Here is a 14,712-nt window from a genome sequence, read left to right as displayed (position 1 = left end):
ATAAATAAGTGCCACATCATTGCGGGTCAAAAATAAACGGCGCTCCCTAGATGCGAAGCGCCGTTGCTTGCGAATCTTCCTGCGAAAAGTCCCGCCGTTACTGCGTCTGCGGCGTTTCGCGCACTTTACGCGGGCGCCCGCGCGGCAATGGCGACACGCGCCGATTCGCCGCCCGCGACGCCCATTCGCGGTACGCATCGCTGCCGAGCACCCAGCCCTTGAGCGTGGCTTGCAGCAGACGGTTGGTCTCCCGCTCGTCGAGCGGCTGCTCGCACAGTTCCTTGTACGCATGCTGACGCTCGAACGGCGTATTGCCGAGCGACCAGAACAGCGGGTGATCGGTGATGAGCGCATCGAGCGTCACGCCGATGTGATGCCGGTAGCTCGACCACTTGTAATCCTGCGGCGATGCAGCGAGTTGCGCACGAACCGGCGCGGTTTCGACCACTCGCGTCGCGAGCAGGAAATACCGCTCGCCTTCGATGACCGTCGCGCGGTACCGCCCCTCCCACAGCGTGCCACGCCGCGTGTATCGCCGATTGAAGTGCGCCACGTAACGACGCCCCACGGCCTGCATCGCTTTGGGCAGACTGGCTTCGTCGCGCGGCGTGACGAGCAGATGCACGGCCTGCGGCATCAACGCATAGGCATGGATGGAAAGGTGATGATCACGTGAAGCCGTCCTCAAGCAGTCGATGAAAAGCTGATAGTCCTGGTCGTCGACGAAGGCAGGTTGCTGGTCGAGACCACGCAGGATGACATGCTGCGGCTGTTCGGGAACGTAGAGTCGTGCAAGCCGTGCCATTCTGGATATTCCGTTGATCGCGTTTGTGTTACCCCGATCGGGGGCTGACGGGAGACGCCGCTGCTACAGGGTTACAGGCGCATGCAAGCGCCGTGCAACGGGACTCCGGAACCGCTGCGATCCTAGGGAAAATGCTCTACGGCGCCGCTATGGTTACTTTGAAACGTTGTGTTCATAATGGGCGTGCTTTCTGGAGGAGCACAAATGAAAATAAAACAAGTCGTAACGGGGATCGCAGCATTGGCGTGTGTGTCGACCGCGGCACATGCACAGTCGGCTGGGTCCATTTATGCCACTGCAGGCTGGTTTCATCTCGCCCCACAAGACAGCAGCGGTCCGCTCAAAGAAACAAGTGTAGGCGGATCTCCCGTCAATATCAGCGTGCCGGGTACGGGCGCGGGTATCAGCAGCTCGGATACGGCCGGCTTCACGGTAGGCTACTTCGCGACCGACCACATCGCCGCCGAATTCGAGATGGGCATTCCGCCAGAGTTCGATCTCAACGGCACAGGAACGCTCGATCGGTTCGGCAAGATCGGCAGCGCGAAGCAATGGAGCCCAACGCTGCTCTTCAAATACTTCTTTAACGAACCGCAGGCGAAGTTTCGCCCGTATGTCGGCGTGGGCGTGACGCGCACCTGGTTCACCGACGCGAAGATTACCAACGCCGCATTCGAAGGCTCCGTTCTGCATGGTCCGACCAGCGTTGATACGGATAGTTCGTGGGCGCCGGTCTTTAACGTCGGCGCTGTCTACAATTTCACAGAACACTGGTTCGCGGGTTTCTCCGTGTCGTTCATTCCGCTGAAGGCGACCGCCAAGCTGAGCACGCAAGCCCAGACGCCGGTCGGTACGCTCAACGTTCAATCGCAGGCAAAGATCACGATCAACCCGATCGTGACGTATCTGCGCGTCGGCTATCGCTTCTGATTCGCATGCCGGCGTTTCACTGGTTCAAGCTCACGGCACGCGCCGTCATGCGATATCGCATGGCGGCGTTTGCTTTTACACGCCCCTTGTAAATGTGACTCGCGCCGGTGCGAGGCACCGCAGTTATTACGTGTTCCGACGCCGCACGGCAGGCTCGCGATGCGCCGGCACCCAACTTGCTCTTAGCACCTTCCCCGCGATGCAAGCGGGTATGTCCATCCACGATTCATCCATCGACGGAGCGATCTATGAACGCACTGCCTAACACGCGAGACGCCATCGGAGATTCATGGAACGCCACGGGCCGCCGCGCACGCCGCATGGCGCGTCATGGCCGCGAAGCTGCCCAGGATATCGGCGCCGAACTGCGCGTCCTTCTTTCGGAACTCGAAGGAATGCTATCGGACGGCGCGTCAGCTGACGCCGCCGCGCTTCGTTCGCGAATCGGCGATCAGATCGATTCCGCGCGCGCACGCCTCAACGCCACACCCGCCGTGGTCCGCGAACGCGCCGCCGCCGCATTTGATGACGCCGACGCCTATGTCCACGACAGGCCCTGGCAGACCATTGCCATCGTTGGCGGTCTCGCGCTGGTCGCGGGCATTCTTCTTTCGCGCGCCCGCTAGCGCGTCTTACCTCGACGCGCCTTCCAGAAAGTCCGCGCCGATGACGTCGATGCGATCCGTGCAGATTGCATCGACGCCCCACTGCGCGAGCAACCGCGCCCGCTCGGGATCGTTCACCGTGTAGGCGAGCACGCGCAAGCCCGCGCCCTTGATTTCGCGCACGCGTGTTTCGTCCAGCGAACGATGGTCCGCGTGCAGCGACACGCACGCAAGCGCCGCCGTCTGCGCGCGCCACTCCGCGGGCACGCGCTCGTACAACATGCCGCGCGGGAGATTCGGCGCGGCATCGCGCGCCGCCTCCAGCGCCGCATACGAGAACGACGACAGCAGCGGCTCCGGCTCGGCGTCGTTCCACAGTCGCGCCGCCTCGCGCGCGACGCATTCGCCTGTTTCCACTTCGCGCCCCGGACACGGCTTGATCTCGATGTTCGCGGCCATGTTCAGCGACGCGCATCGCTCCCGCACTTCGGCGAGCGTCGGCATGTGCGCGCCCGCGAAGTCCTCGCCGAACCAGGAACCGGCGTCGAGCGCGCGCAACTGCGCATAGGTCATCGACTTGGCCGCGCCATGCCCGTTCGACGTACGGTCGATATCGTCGTCATGCAGCAGGAACACGACGTTGTCGGCCGACAGCTTCGCATCGAACTCGATCATCTTCAGGCCGAGACGCGCGCCGGTGTCGATGCCTTCCAGCGTGTTCTCGGGCGCGAGCTTGCCGCCGCCGCGATGCGCGACGATGGCGGGATACGGCCAGGTTCTCATCGCATAAGCTCCTTCAGTTGGCGCGCAATCCGGTAGCCGGATCGAACAAATGCAGATGCCGCGCCGGCACCGATACCGCGAGCTTCTCGCCGCGCACCGGCCGATGCGCGTGCGGCAAGCGGGCCGCCACGTCATGCTTGCCCCACTTGCCGTGCGCGAGATTGTCCGCGCCGAGCAACTCCGCCGAATCCACGTCGAGCACCGCTTGCGTCGCCTCATGGCTGCCGGGCGTCAGGTGCTCGGGACGGATACCGACGGTCCACTCGCGCCCGAACATTGCACGCGATATACCGCTCGCGCCCGCGACCCTCAGCTTCGGCCCGCCACCCGCTACTTCGAACACCGAACCATCCTCGGACAACTTGCCTTCGAGCAGATTCATGGCCGGCGATCCGATGAAGCTCGCCACGAACACCGTAGCCGGCCGTTCGTACACTTCGGTCGGCGCACCGATCTGCTCCGCGTGCCCCTTGTTCATGACGATCACGCGCTGCGCGAGCGTCATGGCTTCGATCTGGTCATGCGTCACGTACAGGCTCGTGGTTGCGAGACGCGCATGCAGGCGCTGAATCTCGAGGCGCATCTGCACACGCAGTTTCGCGTCGAGATTCGACAGCGGTTCGTCGAACAGAAAGACCGCCGGTTCACGCACGATTGCACGCCCCATCGCAACGCGCTGGCGCTGTCCGCCCGACAACTCGCGCGGCTTGCGCGCCAGCAGATGCTCGAGTTCGAGGATACGCGCGGCATTCGCAACGCGGCTCTGGATGGTCCCGCGATCCACTCCGCCGATCTTCAGCGCATAGGCCATATTTTGCGCGACACTCATGTGCGGATAAAGTGCGTAATTCTGAAAGACCATCGCAATATCGCGATCTTTCGGCTCCAGCTTGTTCACGACCTTGCCCGCGATTTCGATCGTGCCTTCCGACACGCTCTCCAGTCCCGCCACCATGCGCAGTAGCGTCGACTTGCCGCAGCCGGATGGCCCGACCATCACGACGAACTCGCCATCGTTGATCGATACATCGATGCCATGAAGCACGTATTGCGTGCCGTCGTATGTCTTCTTGACGCCTTTGAGTGTCAGCGCAGCCATTGATACCTGCTCTCCATTTTTATTTTTCCGCGTCCACGAGACCGCGCACGAACCAGCGCTGCATCGTCAGCACGACGGCGAGCGGCGGCAGCATCGCGAGCAGCGTCGCGCTCATCACGAGATGCCATTCGGTCGCGGTATCGCCCGAGGCGATCATGCTCTTGATGCCGACCACCGCCGTTTGCAGCGACTGTTGATTGGTGATCAGAATCGGCCAGAGGTACTGGTTCCAGCCGTAGATGAACGTGATGACGAACAGCGCCGCGATGTTCGTCTTCGACAGCGGCAGCACCACGTCCCAGAAGAAGCGCAGCGGCCCCGCGCCGTCGATGCGCGCCGCTTCCATCAGTTCGTCGGGCAGCGTCATGAAGAACTGCCGGAACAGGAAAGTCGCGGTTGCGGATGCGATCAGCGGCAGCGTGAGGCCGGCATACGTGTTGGCGAGATGCATCGATGATACGACTTGCACTGTCGGAAAGATACGCACTTCGACGGGCAGCATGAGCGTGACGAAGATGAGCCAGAACGCAAGGTTCTTCATCGGGAAGCGGAAGAACACGATCGCATACGCCGAAATGATCGACACCGCGATCTTGCCGATGGAGATGACCAGCGCCATCGCAAGGCTATTGATGAGCATGCGTCCGAAAGGCGCCGCTGCATTGCCGCTGCCGTGCGTCCAGATGTTCGCAATGTTCTCGAAGAGATGCGTGCTCGGAATCAGCGATAGCGGCACGCTGAACACTTCCTTTGCGTTCATCGTGGCCGCGCAGAACGCGACGTAGACCGGGAAAACGATCAGCGCGACGCCGAGAATCAGCACTGCGTGACAAAAGATATCGAAGCCGCGACGGTTCTCGATCATGAGTATTGCACCCTGCGTTCGACAAAGCGGAATTGCACGATGGTCAGCGCGACGACGATCACCATCAGCACGACCGACTGCGCACCGGAACTGCCGATGTCGAGCCCCTGGAACCCTTCCGCGAAAATCTTGTAGATGAGCGTCTTGGTGGATTGCGCGGGACCGCCGCCGGTGGCGGCATCGATGACGGGGAAGGTATCGAAGAACGCGTAGACGAGATTCACGACGAGCAGGAAGAAGCTCGTCGGCGACAACAGCGGCAACGCGATGCCAAAGAAGCGCCGCACGGGACCGGCGCCATCGATCGCGGCGGCTTCGATCAGCGATTGCGGTATCGCCTGCAGGCCGGCATAGAAGAACAGGAAGTTATAGCTGACCTGCTTCCACACCGACGCGAGCACGACGAGAAACATCGCCTGCGTACCGTTGAGCGCGTGATTCCACACGATGCCCTGCTTCGCCAGCGCATACGTCACGAGCCCGATGCTCGGATTGAACAGAAACGACCACAGCACCGCCGCGATGGCCGGCGCGACCGCATACGGCCAGATGAGCAGCGTCTGATACGCCTTCGCTCCGCGCGTCACGCGATCCGCGCACGCAGCGAGCAGCAGCGAGATGACGAGCCCGGACACGGTGACCAGCGCGCAGAAGATCATCGTCGTACTGAACGACGACAGATACAGCGGGTCCGCGAAAAGCTGCCTGAAGTTGGCGAAGCCGACAAATTCGCTCGACGTACCGAACGCGTCCTGACTTTGCGTCGCTTGCCAGAGCGCTTCGCCGGCGGGCCAGAGAAAGAAGAGCGCGGTGATCGCGAGCTGAGGCGCGACGAGCAGATACGGCAACACGCTCGTATCGAAACGAGACCGTTTTTCCATTGGTATGTCCTGAACGGCGCCCGCGTTTTTCGCGGGCGCATGCCTGACGTTGGCGCTGAATGCTTGCCGCTTAGCCGCCGCTCTTTTCGAAGCGGCGCAGGAGTTCGTCGCCGCGCTGTACGGAAGAATCGAGCGCCTGTTGCGGCGTCTTCTTCTCGGCCCAGACCTGCTCGAGTTCTTCATCGACGATGGTGCGAATCTGCGGCATGTTGCCGAGACGCAAACCCTTCGTATAAGCAAGCGGCGGCTTGTTCAGCATCTGCTTGATGGCGATATCCGCGCCGGGGTTCTTGTCGTAGAAGCCCTGCTTTTGCGTGAGCTCGTAGGCGGCGGTCGTCACCGGCAGATAACCGGTGTCCTGATGCCACTTGGCCGCGACCTGCGGCGTCGCCAGATACGCGAGGAACTTCGCGACGCCCTTGTACACGGCTGGGTCCTTGCCCGACAGCACCCACAGACTCGCGCCGCCGATGATCGCGTTCTGCGGCGCGCCCTTCACGCTCGCGTCGTAAGGCATCATGCCGACGCCGTACTCGAACTTCGCGTATTTCTGAATAGTCGCACGCGAGCCCGACGAGTTCGTGATGATCCCGCAGTCGCCGCTGTAGAACTTGGATACCGGCTCGTCCTTGCGCCCCACGTAAGTGAACGTGCCTTCCTTCGCCATCTTCCGCAGGAACTGGATGTGCGCGACCTGCAGCGGCTTGTTGAACTCGAGCTTTGCATCCAGCCCGTCGAAGCCGTTGTTCTTCGATGCAAACGGCGCCGCGTGCCACGCGCTGTAGTTCTCGAGCTGAATCCAGCTCTGCCAGCCCGACGAATAGCCGCACGAATAGCCCGCCGCCTTCAGCTTCTTCGCGTCGGCTTCGACATCGGCCCAAGTCTTCGGCGGCTGATTCGGATCGAGGCCGGCCTTCTTGAACGCATCCTTGTTGTAGTAGAGGACGGGCGTGGAACTGTTGAAGGGCATCGAGATGAGATGACCGGTCTTCGCGTCGCTGTAATAGCCGGCGATGGTCGGCACGAACGCCTTCTCGTCGAGCGGCACGCCCGCTTGCTTGAACACGTCCGAGACGGGGAGCACGGCCTTCTTGGCCTGCATCATCGTCGCGGTGCCGACTTCGTAGACTTGCAGGATCGCGGGCGCATTGCCGCTGCGATACGCCGCGATGCCCGCCGCGAGCGTCTGGTCATAGGTGCCCTTGAACACCGGAACGATCGTGTAGTCGCTCTGTGACGCGTTGAAGTCTTTCGCGATGTCGTTCACGCGCTCGCCGAGGGCGGCTTCCATCGCGTGCCAGAACTGGATTTCGGTCGCGGCGTGGGCGGCGGTGCTGGCGCCGAACGCCAGAATGGCCGCAGCCGTGATCGAGCGGAACGAGGGCGTGCATTTCATCGATGAGTCTCCTTTTTGCAGATTCGCGCGTTGAAACGCGCGATCTTAGTTGTTGTCGATGACAAACAGACGTTGGTATTCCTTCAGTGCGTATCGATCGGTCATGCCCGCGATGTAGTGCGCGATCAGCCGGGCCTGCGTGCTCTCGTGGCCCGGCGCGGCGGCGTCGTTCGCGGACTCCTCCGCCACGGCGAGCCGCGCCTGATAGGCGGGCGGCAGAAGGCGCGGGTCGTCGGTGAAGGCGTCGAACAAGCCGGTGACGACACGCTTCGCCTTGTTGGCCATGCGCATCACGCGGTAATGGCGATACAGGTTCTTGAACAGAAAGCGCTTGAGCGCGGCGGCTTGCGCAGCGACTTCATCGCTATGCGCGACGAGCAGCGGCGCATTGCGCACATCTTCGACGGACGCCGGGGCCACGCGCGCGAGATTGCGGCTCGTGGTCTCGATCAGATCCACGATCAGCGTGTTGATGATGCGGCGTATGGTCTCGTGGATGAGCCTGCGGCCTTCGATGACCGGAAACTCCGCGCGCGCGGCATCGAAATGCGTGTGCCAGAGACTGACTTCGGACAGTTGATCGAGCGTGAGCAGGCCGGAGCGCAGGCCATCGTCGACATCGTGATTGTTGTAGGCGATTTCATCCGCGACGTTCGCGATCTGCGCTTCGAGCGACGGCTGGCGGCCCGCGAGAAAGCGCTCACCGAGATCGCCGAGCTTGCGTGCGTTTTCGCGCGAGCAATGTTTGAGAATGCCTTCGCGCGTTTCGAAGCAGAGGTTCAGGCCGTCGAACGCGCCGTAGTGTTCTTCGAGTTGATCGACAACCGCGAGACTTTGAAGATTGTGCTCGAAGCCGCCGTGATGGCGCATGCACTCGTGCAGCGCGTCCTGACCGGCGTGGCCGAAAGGCGTGTGTCCGAGATCGTGCGCGAGCGATATCGCTTCGACGAGGTCTTCGTTCAGCCGCAGATTACGTGCGATGGAACGCGCGATCTGCGCCACTTCCAGACTGTGCGTCAGCCGCGTGCGAAACAGGTCGCCTTCGTGATTGACGAAAACCTGCGTCTTGTATTCGAGCCGGCGAAAGGCCGTCGAATGGACGATGCGATCGCGGTCGCGCTGAAACTCGGTCCGCGCGGCGGGCGGCTGTTCCGCATAACGGCGCCCCCGCGACGACGACGAACGCGCCGCGTACGGCGCAAGATGGGCTTCCAGCGCCGCTTGCGACGGCGCTCCGAATCCGACTTCTGTTTCGCTCACCGGCTGCCTCCGCATCGTCGTGGTTCCGGCTGCTGCGTCGCTCAGACGCTGGCTGCGAGCGTCGCACGCACGGCCTGGTCCGGCGCGCTCGTGATCTCCGTCGCGCCGAAGCGGGTCAGCAGAATGAATTTGATCTCGCCGGCTTCGGCCTTCTTGTCGACTTTCATCAGGTCGACGTAGCGGTCATCGCCGAGTTTCGGGCCGACGACCGGCAACTTCGCCGCCTCGATGACGCGCACGAGCCGCTGGCGCGCGGCGTCGTCGAGCTTGCCGAGCCGCACGGACAAGTCCGCGGCCATCACCATCCCGCAGCCGACCGCTTCGCCGTGCAGCCATTCGCCGTAGCCCAGGCCTGCTTCGATAGCGTGACCGAACGTGTGGCCGAAATTGAGGATGGCGCGTTGCCCGCCCTCGCGCTCGTCCGATGCCACGACCGACGCCTTGATTTCGCATGAGCGTTTGACCGCGTGCGCGAGCGCGTTTCCGTCGCGGCTGTTCAATGCGCCGATGTTCGCTTCGATCCACTCGAAGAATCCGGCATCGGCGATTGCGCCCGTCTTGATGACTTCCGCGATGCCCGCCGCCAGTTCGCGCTTCGGCAGCGTATCGAGCGCGCCGATATCCGCGATGACGGCCTGCGGCTGATAGAACGCGCCGATCATGTTCTTGCCGAGCGGATGATTGATGCCCGTCTTGCCGCCGACCGACGAATCCACCTGCGAAAGGAGCGTGGTCGGCACCTGGATGAACGGCACGCCGCGCATGTAGCACGCCGCTGCAAAACCGGTCATGTCGCCGATGACGCCGCCGCCGAGCGCGATGAGCGTCGTCTTGCGATCGGCGCGATCGGTCAGGAGCGCGTCGAAGATGATGTTGAGCGTTTCCCAGTTCTTGTGCGCTTCGCCATCGGGCAGGACGACGGTCGTCACATTCTTGCCGAGCGGTTCGAGCGCGGCGCGCAATGTATCGCCATAGAGCGGATCGACGGTCGTGTTGGTGACGATGGCCACCGACGAGCCCTTGATATGCGGCGCAAAAAGCTCCGTCCGCCCGATCAGCCCTGCACCGATATGAATGGGATAGGCGCGCTCGCCCAGTTCGACGTTGACTGTAATCATGGGGGACATTATGACTCGGCCGACTTGATGACGCCGGCCACCTCCAGTTGCATCAGGACCATGTTGACGAGCGCGTTGACGGTCGGCCGCCCGGTCTCCACGACGAAATGCGCGCACTCGTGATAGAGCGGATCGCGCGTTTTGAAGAGCGCTTCGAGCTTGCCGCGCGGGTCTTCGGTCTGAAGCAGCGGCCGGTTCTTGTCGCGGCGCGTGCGTTGCCAAAGGTCGTGCGGATTCGCGCGCAAATAGATGACGATGCCGCGATTCCTCAGATGTTCGCGATTCTCCTGCCGCAGCACCGCGCCGCCGCCCGTCGCGAGCACGATGCCGCTCTTCTGCGAAAGCTCGTCGATGACATTCGCCTCGCGCTGGCGGAATCCGTCCTCGCCTTCGAGTTCCCATATCACCGGGATGCGCGCGCCGGTACGCGCTTCGATCTCCAGATCGGAATCGATGAACGAGCGCTGCAGACGGCGCGCAACCGCACGGCCCACGGTGGTTTTACCCGCCCCCATGAGTCCGACGAAAAAGATGTTCGCGTTCGCGTGCCCTTCCTGCAACCTTGATCCTTTGACGATATGCAATTTGTTCGTGCGGCAGCTTAAGGGCAAACCGCCCGCTTTGTCGAGTCGCGCGCCCGGCCTCATCCCTTCGCCGCCACCACATGCGGCGTGATCAGGATGACCAGCTCGCTCTGCGACTTGCGCCGCGCGTCGTGACGGAACAGCCAGCCGATGATCGGCAGTTTCGACAGGCCCGGCACGCCGGTGACATCGACCCGTTCGTCTTCTGAATAGATGCCGCCGATCGCAACGGTCCCGCCGTCCTCGACTTCCACGCGCGTCTGCACGTGCTTCGTGTTGATGGCGGGTCCCGCCGCGGTCTGCTCGCCGACGCTGTCTTTCGCGACATCCAGATCGAGAATGACATGCCCGTGCGGCGTGATTTGCGGTTCGACCTCCAGTTTGAGCGCAGCGCGCCGAAACTGCACGCCCGAGACGCCATTGCCGACTTTCGCCTGATACGGCAGCTCCGTGCCCTGCTCGACGACCGCCTTCACCCGATCCGCCGTCACGACGCGCGGTCGCGAAACGATCTGTCCCCGCCCTTCGGATTCGAGCGCGCTCAGTTCGATATCGAGCAGCCGCGTAGCTTGCGCGGCGAAGAGCGTGAGCCCGGCGGTCGCGGCGTCGAAGCCGTTGACGGGCCGCGCCGACAGATCGTATACCACCCCGTCCTTGCCGCCCGCGACGCCGCGCGCCGAATCGCCGGTCGGCGCGACGCCCAGTTTGACGCCGAGATTGCGCGAAAGCCCCGTCTCGCCCTCGACGATTCGCGCTTCGATCATCACTTGCGGCGTCGGCCTGTCGATCGACGCGATGAGTTCGGCGATCTGCTGCACGCGAGCGTCGAGATCGGTGACGAAGAGAAGATTGGTCCGGGTGTCGGCAATGGCGGAGCCGCGCTTGGACAGCACGCGCTGCGTGCCCGAGCCGGTCAGCAGCTTGCGCACGTCTTCCGCGCGCGGATACCGCAACGTGAACGTGCGGCTCGCGAGCGGTTCGAGGTCTGCTGCGCGGGCGTGCGCCTCGTAGCGCAGCTTCTCGCGCGCCGCCAGTTCGGCGAGCGGCGCGACCCAGATCACGTTGCCGTGCTGCTCCATCGCGAGGCCGTTGACTTCGAGAAGCGTGTCGAACGCGCGCCGCCACGGCACCGCGACGAGATTGATCGATACCTGCCCGCGCACCTTCTCACTCGCGATGATGTTGAGGCCGGTGAAGCGCGCGAAGCCCTGCAGCGCGGCGCTCAGGTCCGCATTTTTCAGGTCGAGCGTGATCGGCTTGCCGTCGTCGGCCTTCTGCCCGCTGAGACGTTCGAGTTGCCGCAGCGGCACGGGCGGTCCTTCGAGCGGCTCGGGCTTGTCGGCGTTCGCGGAAGTCGTCGCCTCCGGCGGCGTCGATGGCGTCGGCGTGGGCGCCGGGGCCACCAGCGGCACCGCGTTTTCGAGCGCGAACTGGTCCGTCGGCAAGATGTCGAGCGATGCGGGCAGCGGCGGCAATAGCGCGACGGGCGCATCGCCGGCTTCCGCCGCGATTGCCGCACGCGCGACGATGACCGCTGCGAAGCTCATCGCGCGGAAGATGCATAGTGCCTTGCTCACTTGCGATCCTCCGCGAACGTCAGCGTGCGCGATGCGCCCTCGCCACTTGCAAGCTGTATCGCGCGGGGCTGCACGCGCTCGAGCCGCTCGTCGCCGATCTTCTGCCCCGGTTCGTAATGCTCGACGTTCTTCGCGCTCTGCACGAGCGCCATCGCGCGATGGCGCGCCACCATCGTGCCGACGAGCAGCATGCCCGCATCGCGTGCGAGACCGGTTGCACCGTCCTTGCCGAACGGATCGACGATGAACGCGTTCGTGCGTGCGGGCTCCGAAAGCGGAACGGCCGGCAGCGTGTCGTGGATGCGTAGCGTCGCGTCGACCGTCACCGCGCCGGCCTGACGCTTGATCTGCACGGCCTCGGGCACGATCAGGCGCGGCAGACCGGCGAGCGCTTCCAGAAAGCGGCGCACTTCGGGAAACGCGCCCTCCGCGCGGAAAGTCAGCGCGCGTTGCGTCGCGGGCGGGGTTGCGGGTTGCGCCGAATCGCGCGAACGGCCTTTCGCCGCCGATTGCGGTTCGATCTCCGTCACGCGCAACCCGCTCTGCGCGGCGAGTGCCGCCACGGCGTGGAGCGCATCGGCGGCGGTCCACGTTGCCGGCGCCAGGCTGGTGGCCGCGGCCCGCGCCCGCAGTTCCGGCAGTGTCGCGACGATCGTGCGGGCATCGTCGGCCTTGCGCTGGGTGGCGGCGAGCGCGGTGCGGGCCGCATCGCGCTGGTTCAGGCCGGACGCGAGCCAGCCTTCGAGGCCGAGCGGGAAGACACATGCGAAAAGCGCGAACGCCGTGAAAGCGGTACGGCGCGCCGACCACTCGTGCAGCGGTCGAAGGATCGGCTTGCGACCGCGTTCGCGGGGACGCGCGCGCCCGGGGAGAGTCATCGTCAGCGTGTTCATTGCGGGTTCCTTTTGTTCGATGTCCGGAAGTTCATTGGGGCTTCCCCCTTCGCAGACGCTTTGGCCGGTGCCGCGACAGTCTTCTGCCCGGCCGCCTCATAGCGCACGAGCGCCGTGAATTCATACCGATCGATCGCCGGCGCGACGGCATCCCGCTTAACGGACGGCCTCGTTTCCGCGCGCCGCTTCATCTCCACGACCTCCACCGATTGCACGCCGCGCAGGTTCTCCAGCCTCTTGAGCCAGCGCGCCGCCGTCTGCGAATCGGGCGCGAGCGCGGCGAGCTCGACTTCGTCGGCCCGTTGCGTAACGCGTTGCAAGACGACATCGGTGCGCGGGGGTGCATCGGCGAGCGCTTCCAGCAGCGCGAGAAACCGGTTGCGCGGTACGGCGAGCGGTTGCGCGGCTTCACGCGCCCGGCGTCGCTCGGCCTCGACGCGAAGCAGACGCGCGTGCTCGTCCAGTGCCGCGTTCGACGCGCGCAGTGTCGCGTCCAGCGCGATACGCCGGTCATCGAGACGCATGCGTTCGAACGCGTCCCAGCCGGCGACGCTTCCGACAGCCGCGCATCCGGCCAGACTCGCGACGGCCAGGATCGCGAGCCGCTGCCGCCGCAGCGCACGACGCTTGCGCGACCGATGCGGCAGCAGATTGAAGCCGTCGGCGATGGCGGCGCTCGTCATTGCAGCACCTCGCGCAAGGCGAGCCCGAAGGCGGTGGCGAAGAGCGGCGAGTGCTTCATCGCGGCATCGATGTCCGACGCGCCGTTGCAATACGGCGCGGATTCGAACGGCAGCGCGGGACAGCCGAACATTCTGGCGAGCGCGGGCAGCGGAAGGCCCGCGTTTGCCAGCAATTGCGTCTGGCCGCCGACGTACGCGCAATCGACGGGCGTCGTCTCGCCCGCCAGATGGCACAGCGCGTCGGTGATGCTCGCGTATTCCGGCGCGGGATAACGCGCTTCGCTCTCGACCTCGCCGGCGTTCACGACCCATCCGTGCAGCCCCGAGCTTTCGAGCCAGCAGACGAGATAGCGCGCGTCGGCATCCAGTTCGACGCGGCCCGAATGACGCATCGCACGCAGAGCCGCAGCCGGCTCACCGTCGATGGCGCATAACGCGACGCCCGCCGACGCCGCTGTTTCGACGCGCGCCTCGACGTGCCGTCGCGCGGTCGCGGCAATGGTGACGTGCGCATTTCCGTCGTCGCGAGCCTCGACGGACCAGTCGACCGCGAGCGCGCCGCGCTCCATGCCCGCGGCGCGCTCGGCTTCGGCGAGCACCGCCGGCTCCAGCAGGCCGCACGGATCGCTGCCGATGTCCGACACGTCCGTCTGACGCGCTTCGATAAGCCGCGCGAGCGGAACGCGCGTCGTGAGCGTCGCCGACGCCGGCAGCCCCATCGAGCAGCGCAGCGCACGCCATGCGCCGTTCTGCGGCATGCGTTCGACCGCTTCGCGCAGCGCCGCAGCGACGGCGGCGCGATCGACGAAATCGCCGCCGACGACCGCACCGGCCGCTATCGGCACCGCATCCAGATGCTCGACGCACACGGTCGAATCCCGCTTCAGCCGCCGGCTGAGAACCGCGAGCCGCACCGCGTCCTCGCTCACGTCGATACCCGCCGCGAACCGGCGCGTAGCCGTCAGTACCGTGCCGCGCAGGGCGCTTTCGTTCTTCATGTCCACTCCTTCTTTCACTCGCGCGCCGAAACATTCGCGCGCTTTCGATGCAGGAATTCTCGTGAAGGCGGCGCGCGGCGAACATTCGGCCGAATGGCTAACGCAAGCGATGACACGATGTTTTCGCGGAGCATCGCGCGTATCTTGGCGATAGGAAAACGGCGCGGGATGCATCGGACTGTTGCCCGAGTGCCTAGGAAAATCCCGAAACCCGGACGGCTATAATCCCGGGACT

The 14,712-nt window shown here is 64.4% G+C and carries 15 protein-coding genes; 2 read left to right on the top strand and 13 right to left on the bottom strand.

Annotation, left to right across the window (positions count from 1 at the left end; all coding sequences use genetic code 11):
- Nucleotides 1-97: 97 nt before the first annotated feature.
- Complete coding sequence (locus tag P9220_RS05460; RefSeq protein WP_309763918.1) at nucleotides 98-805, bottom strand: transposase; 708 nt, start codon at nucleotides 803-805, stop codon at nucleotides 98-100.
- A 204-nt stretch (nucleotides 806-1,009) separates the two neighbouring features.
- Between P9220_RS05460 and P9220_RS05455 the strand changes: the two genes are divergently transcribed.
- Nucleotides 1,010-1,735 (top strand): OmpW family outer membrane protein, encoded by a 726-nt coding sequence (locus P9220_RS05455; protein WP_309763917.1) that lies wholly within the window; start codon nucleotides 1,010-1,012, stop codon nucleotides 1,733-1,735.
- 248 nt (nucleotides 1,736-1,983) lie between these two features.
- A complete protein-coding gene (locus P9220_RS05450) occupies nucleotides 1,984-2,361 on the top strand; it encodes a DUF883 family protein (RefSeq protein WP_309763916.1) in 378 nt (125 codons plus the stop codon).
- 6 nt (nucleotides 2,362-2,367) lie between these two features.
- On the opposite strand, the gene ugpQ is transcribed toward P9220_RS05450, so the two are convergent.
- From ugpQ to pilM, 12 genes are all read right to left on the bottom strand, one after another.
- The gene (gene ugpQ / locus P9220_RS05445) at nucleotides 2,368-3,123 is read right to left on the bottom strand and encodes a glycerophosphodiester phosphodiesterase (RefSeq protein ID WP_309763915.1); all 756 of its coding nucleotides are present in this window, start codon (nucleotides 3,121-3,123) and stop codon (nucleotides 2,368-2,370) included.
- A gap of 13 nt (nucleotides 3,124-3,136) precedes the next feature.
- A complete protein-coding gene (locus P9220_RS05440) occupies nucleotides 3,137-4,222 on the bottom strand; it encodes a sn-glycerol-3-phosphate import ATP-binding protein UgpC (RefSeq protein ID WP_309763914.1) in 1,086 nt (361 codons plus the stop codon).
- A 19-nt stretch (nucleotides 4,223-4,241) separates the two neighbouring features.
- Complete coding sequence (ugpE, locus tag P9220_RS05435) at nucleotides 4,242-5,087, bottom strand: sn-glycerol-3-phosphate ABC transporter permease UgpE (protein WP_309763913.1); 846 nt, start codon at nucleotides 5,085-5,087, stop codon at nucleotides 4,242-4,244.
- Complete coding sequence (ugpA, locus tag P9220_RS05430) at nucleotides 5,084-5,968, bottom strand: sn-glycerol-3-phosphate ABC transporter permease UgpA (protein WP_035967648.1); 885 nt, start codon at nucleotides 5,966-5,968, stop codon at nucleotides 5,084-5,086. Before ugpA ends, ugpE begins: the two co-directional genes overlap by 4 nt.
- A 70-nt stretch (nucleotides 5,969-6,038) precedes the next feature.
- On the bottom strand, nucleotides 6,039-7,364 hold the full coding sequence (gene ugpB, locus P9220_RS05425) for a sn-glycerol-3-phosphate ABC transporter substrate-binding protein UgpB (RefSeq protein WP_309763912.1): 1,326 nt from the start codon (nucleotides 7,362-7,364) through the stop codon (nucleotides 6,039-6,041).
- Nucleotides 7,365-7,409: 45 nt separating this feature from the next.
- Entirely contained in the window at nucleotides 7,410-8,624 is a 1,215-nt protein-coding gene (locus tag P9220_RS05420) for a deoxyguanosinetriphosphate triphosphohydrolase (RefSeq protein ID WP_309763911.1), read from the bottom strand.
- Between the two features lie 41 nt (nucleotides 8,625-8,665).
- Nucleotides 8,666-9,742, bottom strand: coding sequence for a 3-dehydroquinate synthase (aroB, locus tag P9220_RS05415; RefSeq protein ID WP_309765394.1), 1,077 nt, complete (start codon nucleotides 9,740-9,742; stop codon nucleotides 8,666-8,668).
- An 8-nt stretch (nucleotides 9,743-9,750) separates the two neighbouring features.
- Nucleotides 9,751-10,302 (bottom strand): shikimate kinase AroK, encoded by a 552-nt coding sequence (gene aroK / locus P9220_RS05410; RefSeq protein ID WP_309763910.1) that lies wholly within the window; start codon nucleotides 10,300-10,302, stop codon nucleotides 9,751-9,753.
- Nucleotides 10,303-10,385: 83 nt separating this feature from the next.
- Nucleotides 10,386-11,873 (bottom strand): type IV pilus secretin PilQ, encoded by a 1,488-nt coding sequence (locus P9220_RS05405; protein ID WP_309765393.1) that lies wholly within the window; start codon nucleotides 11,871-11,873, stop codon nucleotides 10,386-10,388.
- A gap of 26 nt (nucleotides 11,874-11,899) precedes the next feature.
- Nucleotides 11,900-12,796: a hypothetical protein gene (locus tag P9220_RS05400; RefSeq protein ID WP_309763909.1), complete on the bottom strand. Its 897-nt coding sequence runs from the start codon at nucleotides 12,794-12,796 to the stop codon at nucleotides 11,900-11,902.
- The gene (locus tag P9220_RS05395) at nucleotides 12,793-13,479 is read right to left on the bottom strand and encodes a PilN domain-containing protein (protein WP_309763908.1); all 687 of its coding nucleotides are present in this window, start codon (nucleotides 13,477-13,479) and stop codon (nucleotides 12,793-12,795) included. Before P9220_RS05395 ends, P9220_RS05400 begins: the two co-directional genes overlap by 4 nt.
- Entirely contained in the window at nucleotides 13,476-14,477 is a 1,002-nt protein-coding gene (pilM, locus tag P9220_RS05390; protein WP_309763907.1) for a pilus assembly protein PilM, read from the bottom strand. Before pilM ends, P9220_RS05395 begins: the two co-directional genes overlap by 4 nt.
- Between the last annotated feature and the right edge of the window lie 235 nt (nucleotides 14,478-14,712).

The sequence above is a fragment of the Caballeronia sp. LZ016 genome (assembly GCF_031450805.1).
Lineage (GTDB): Bacteria > Pseudomonadota > Gammaproteobacteria > Burkholderiales > Burkholderiaceae > Caballeronia.
The sequence above is the reverse complement of the archived record's forward strand: the minus strand, read 5'-3'. Positions and strand labels throughout refer to the sequence as shown.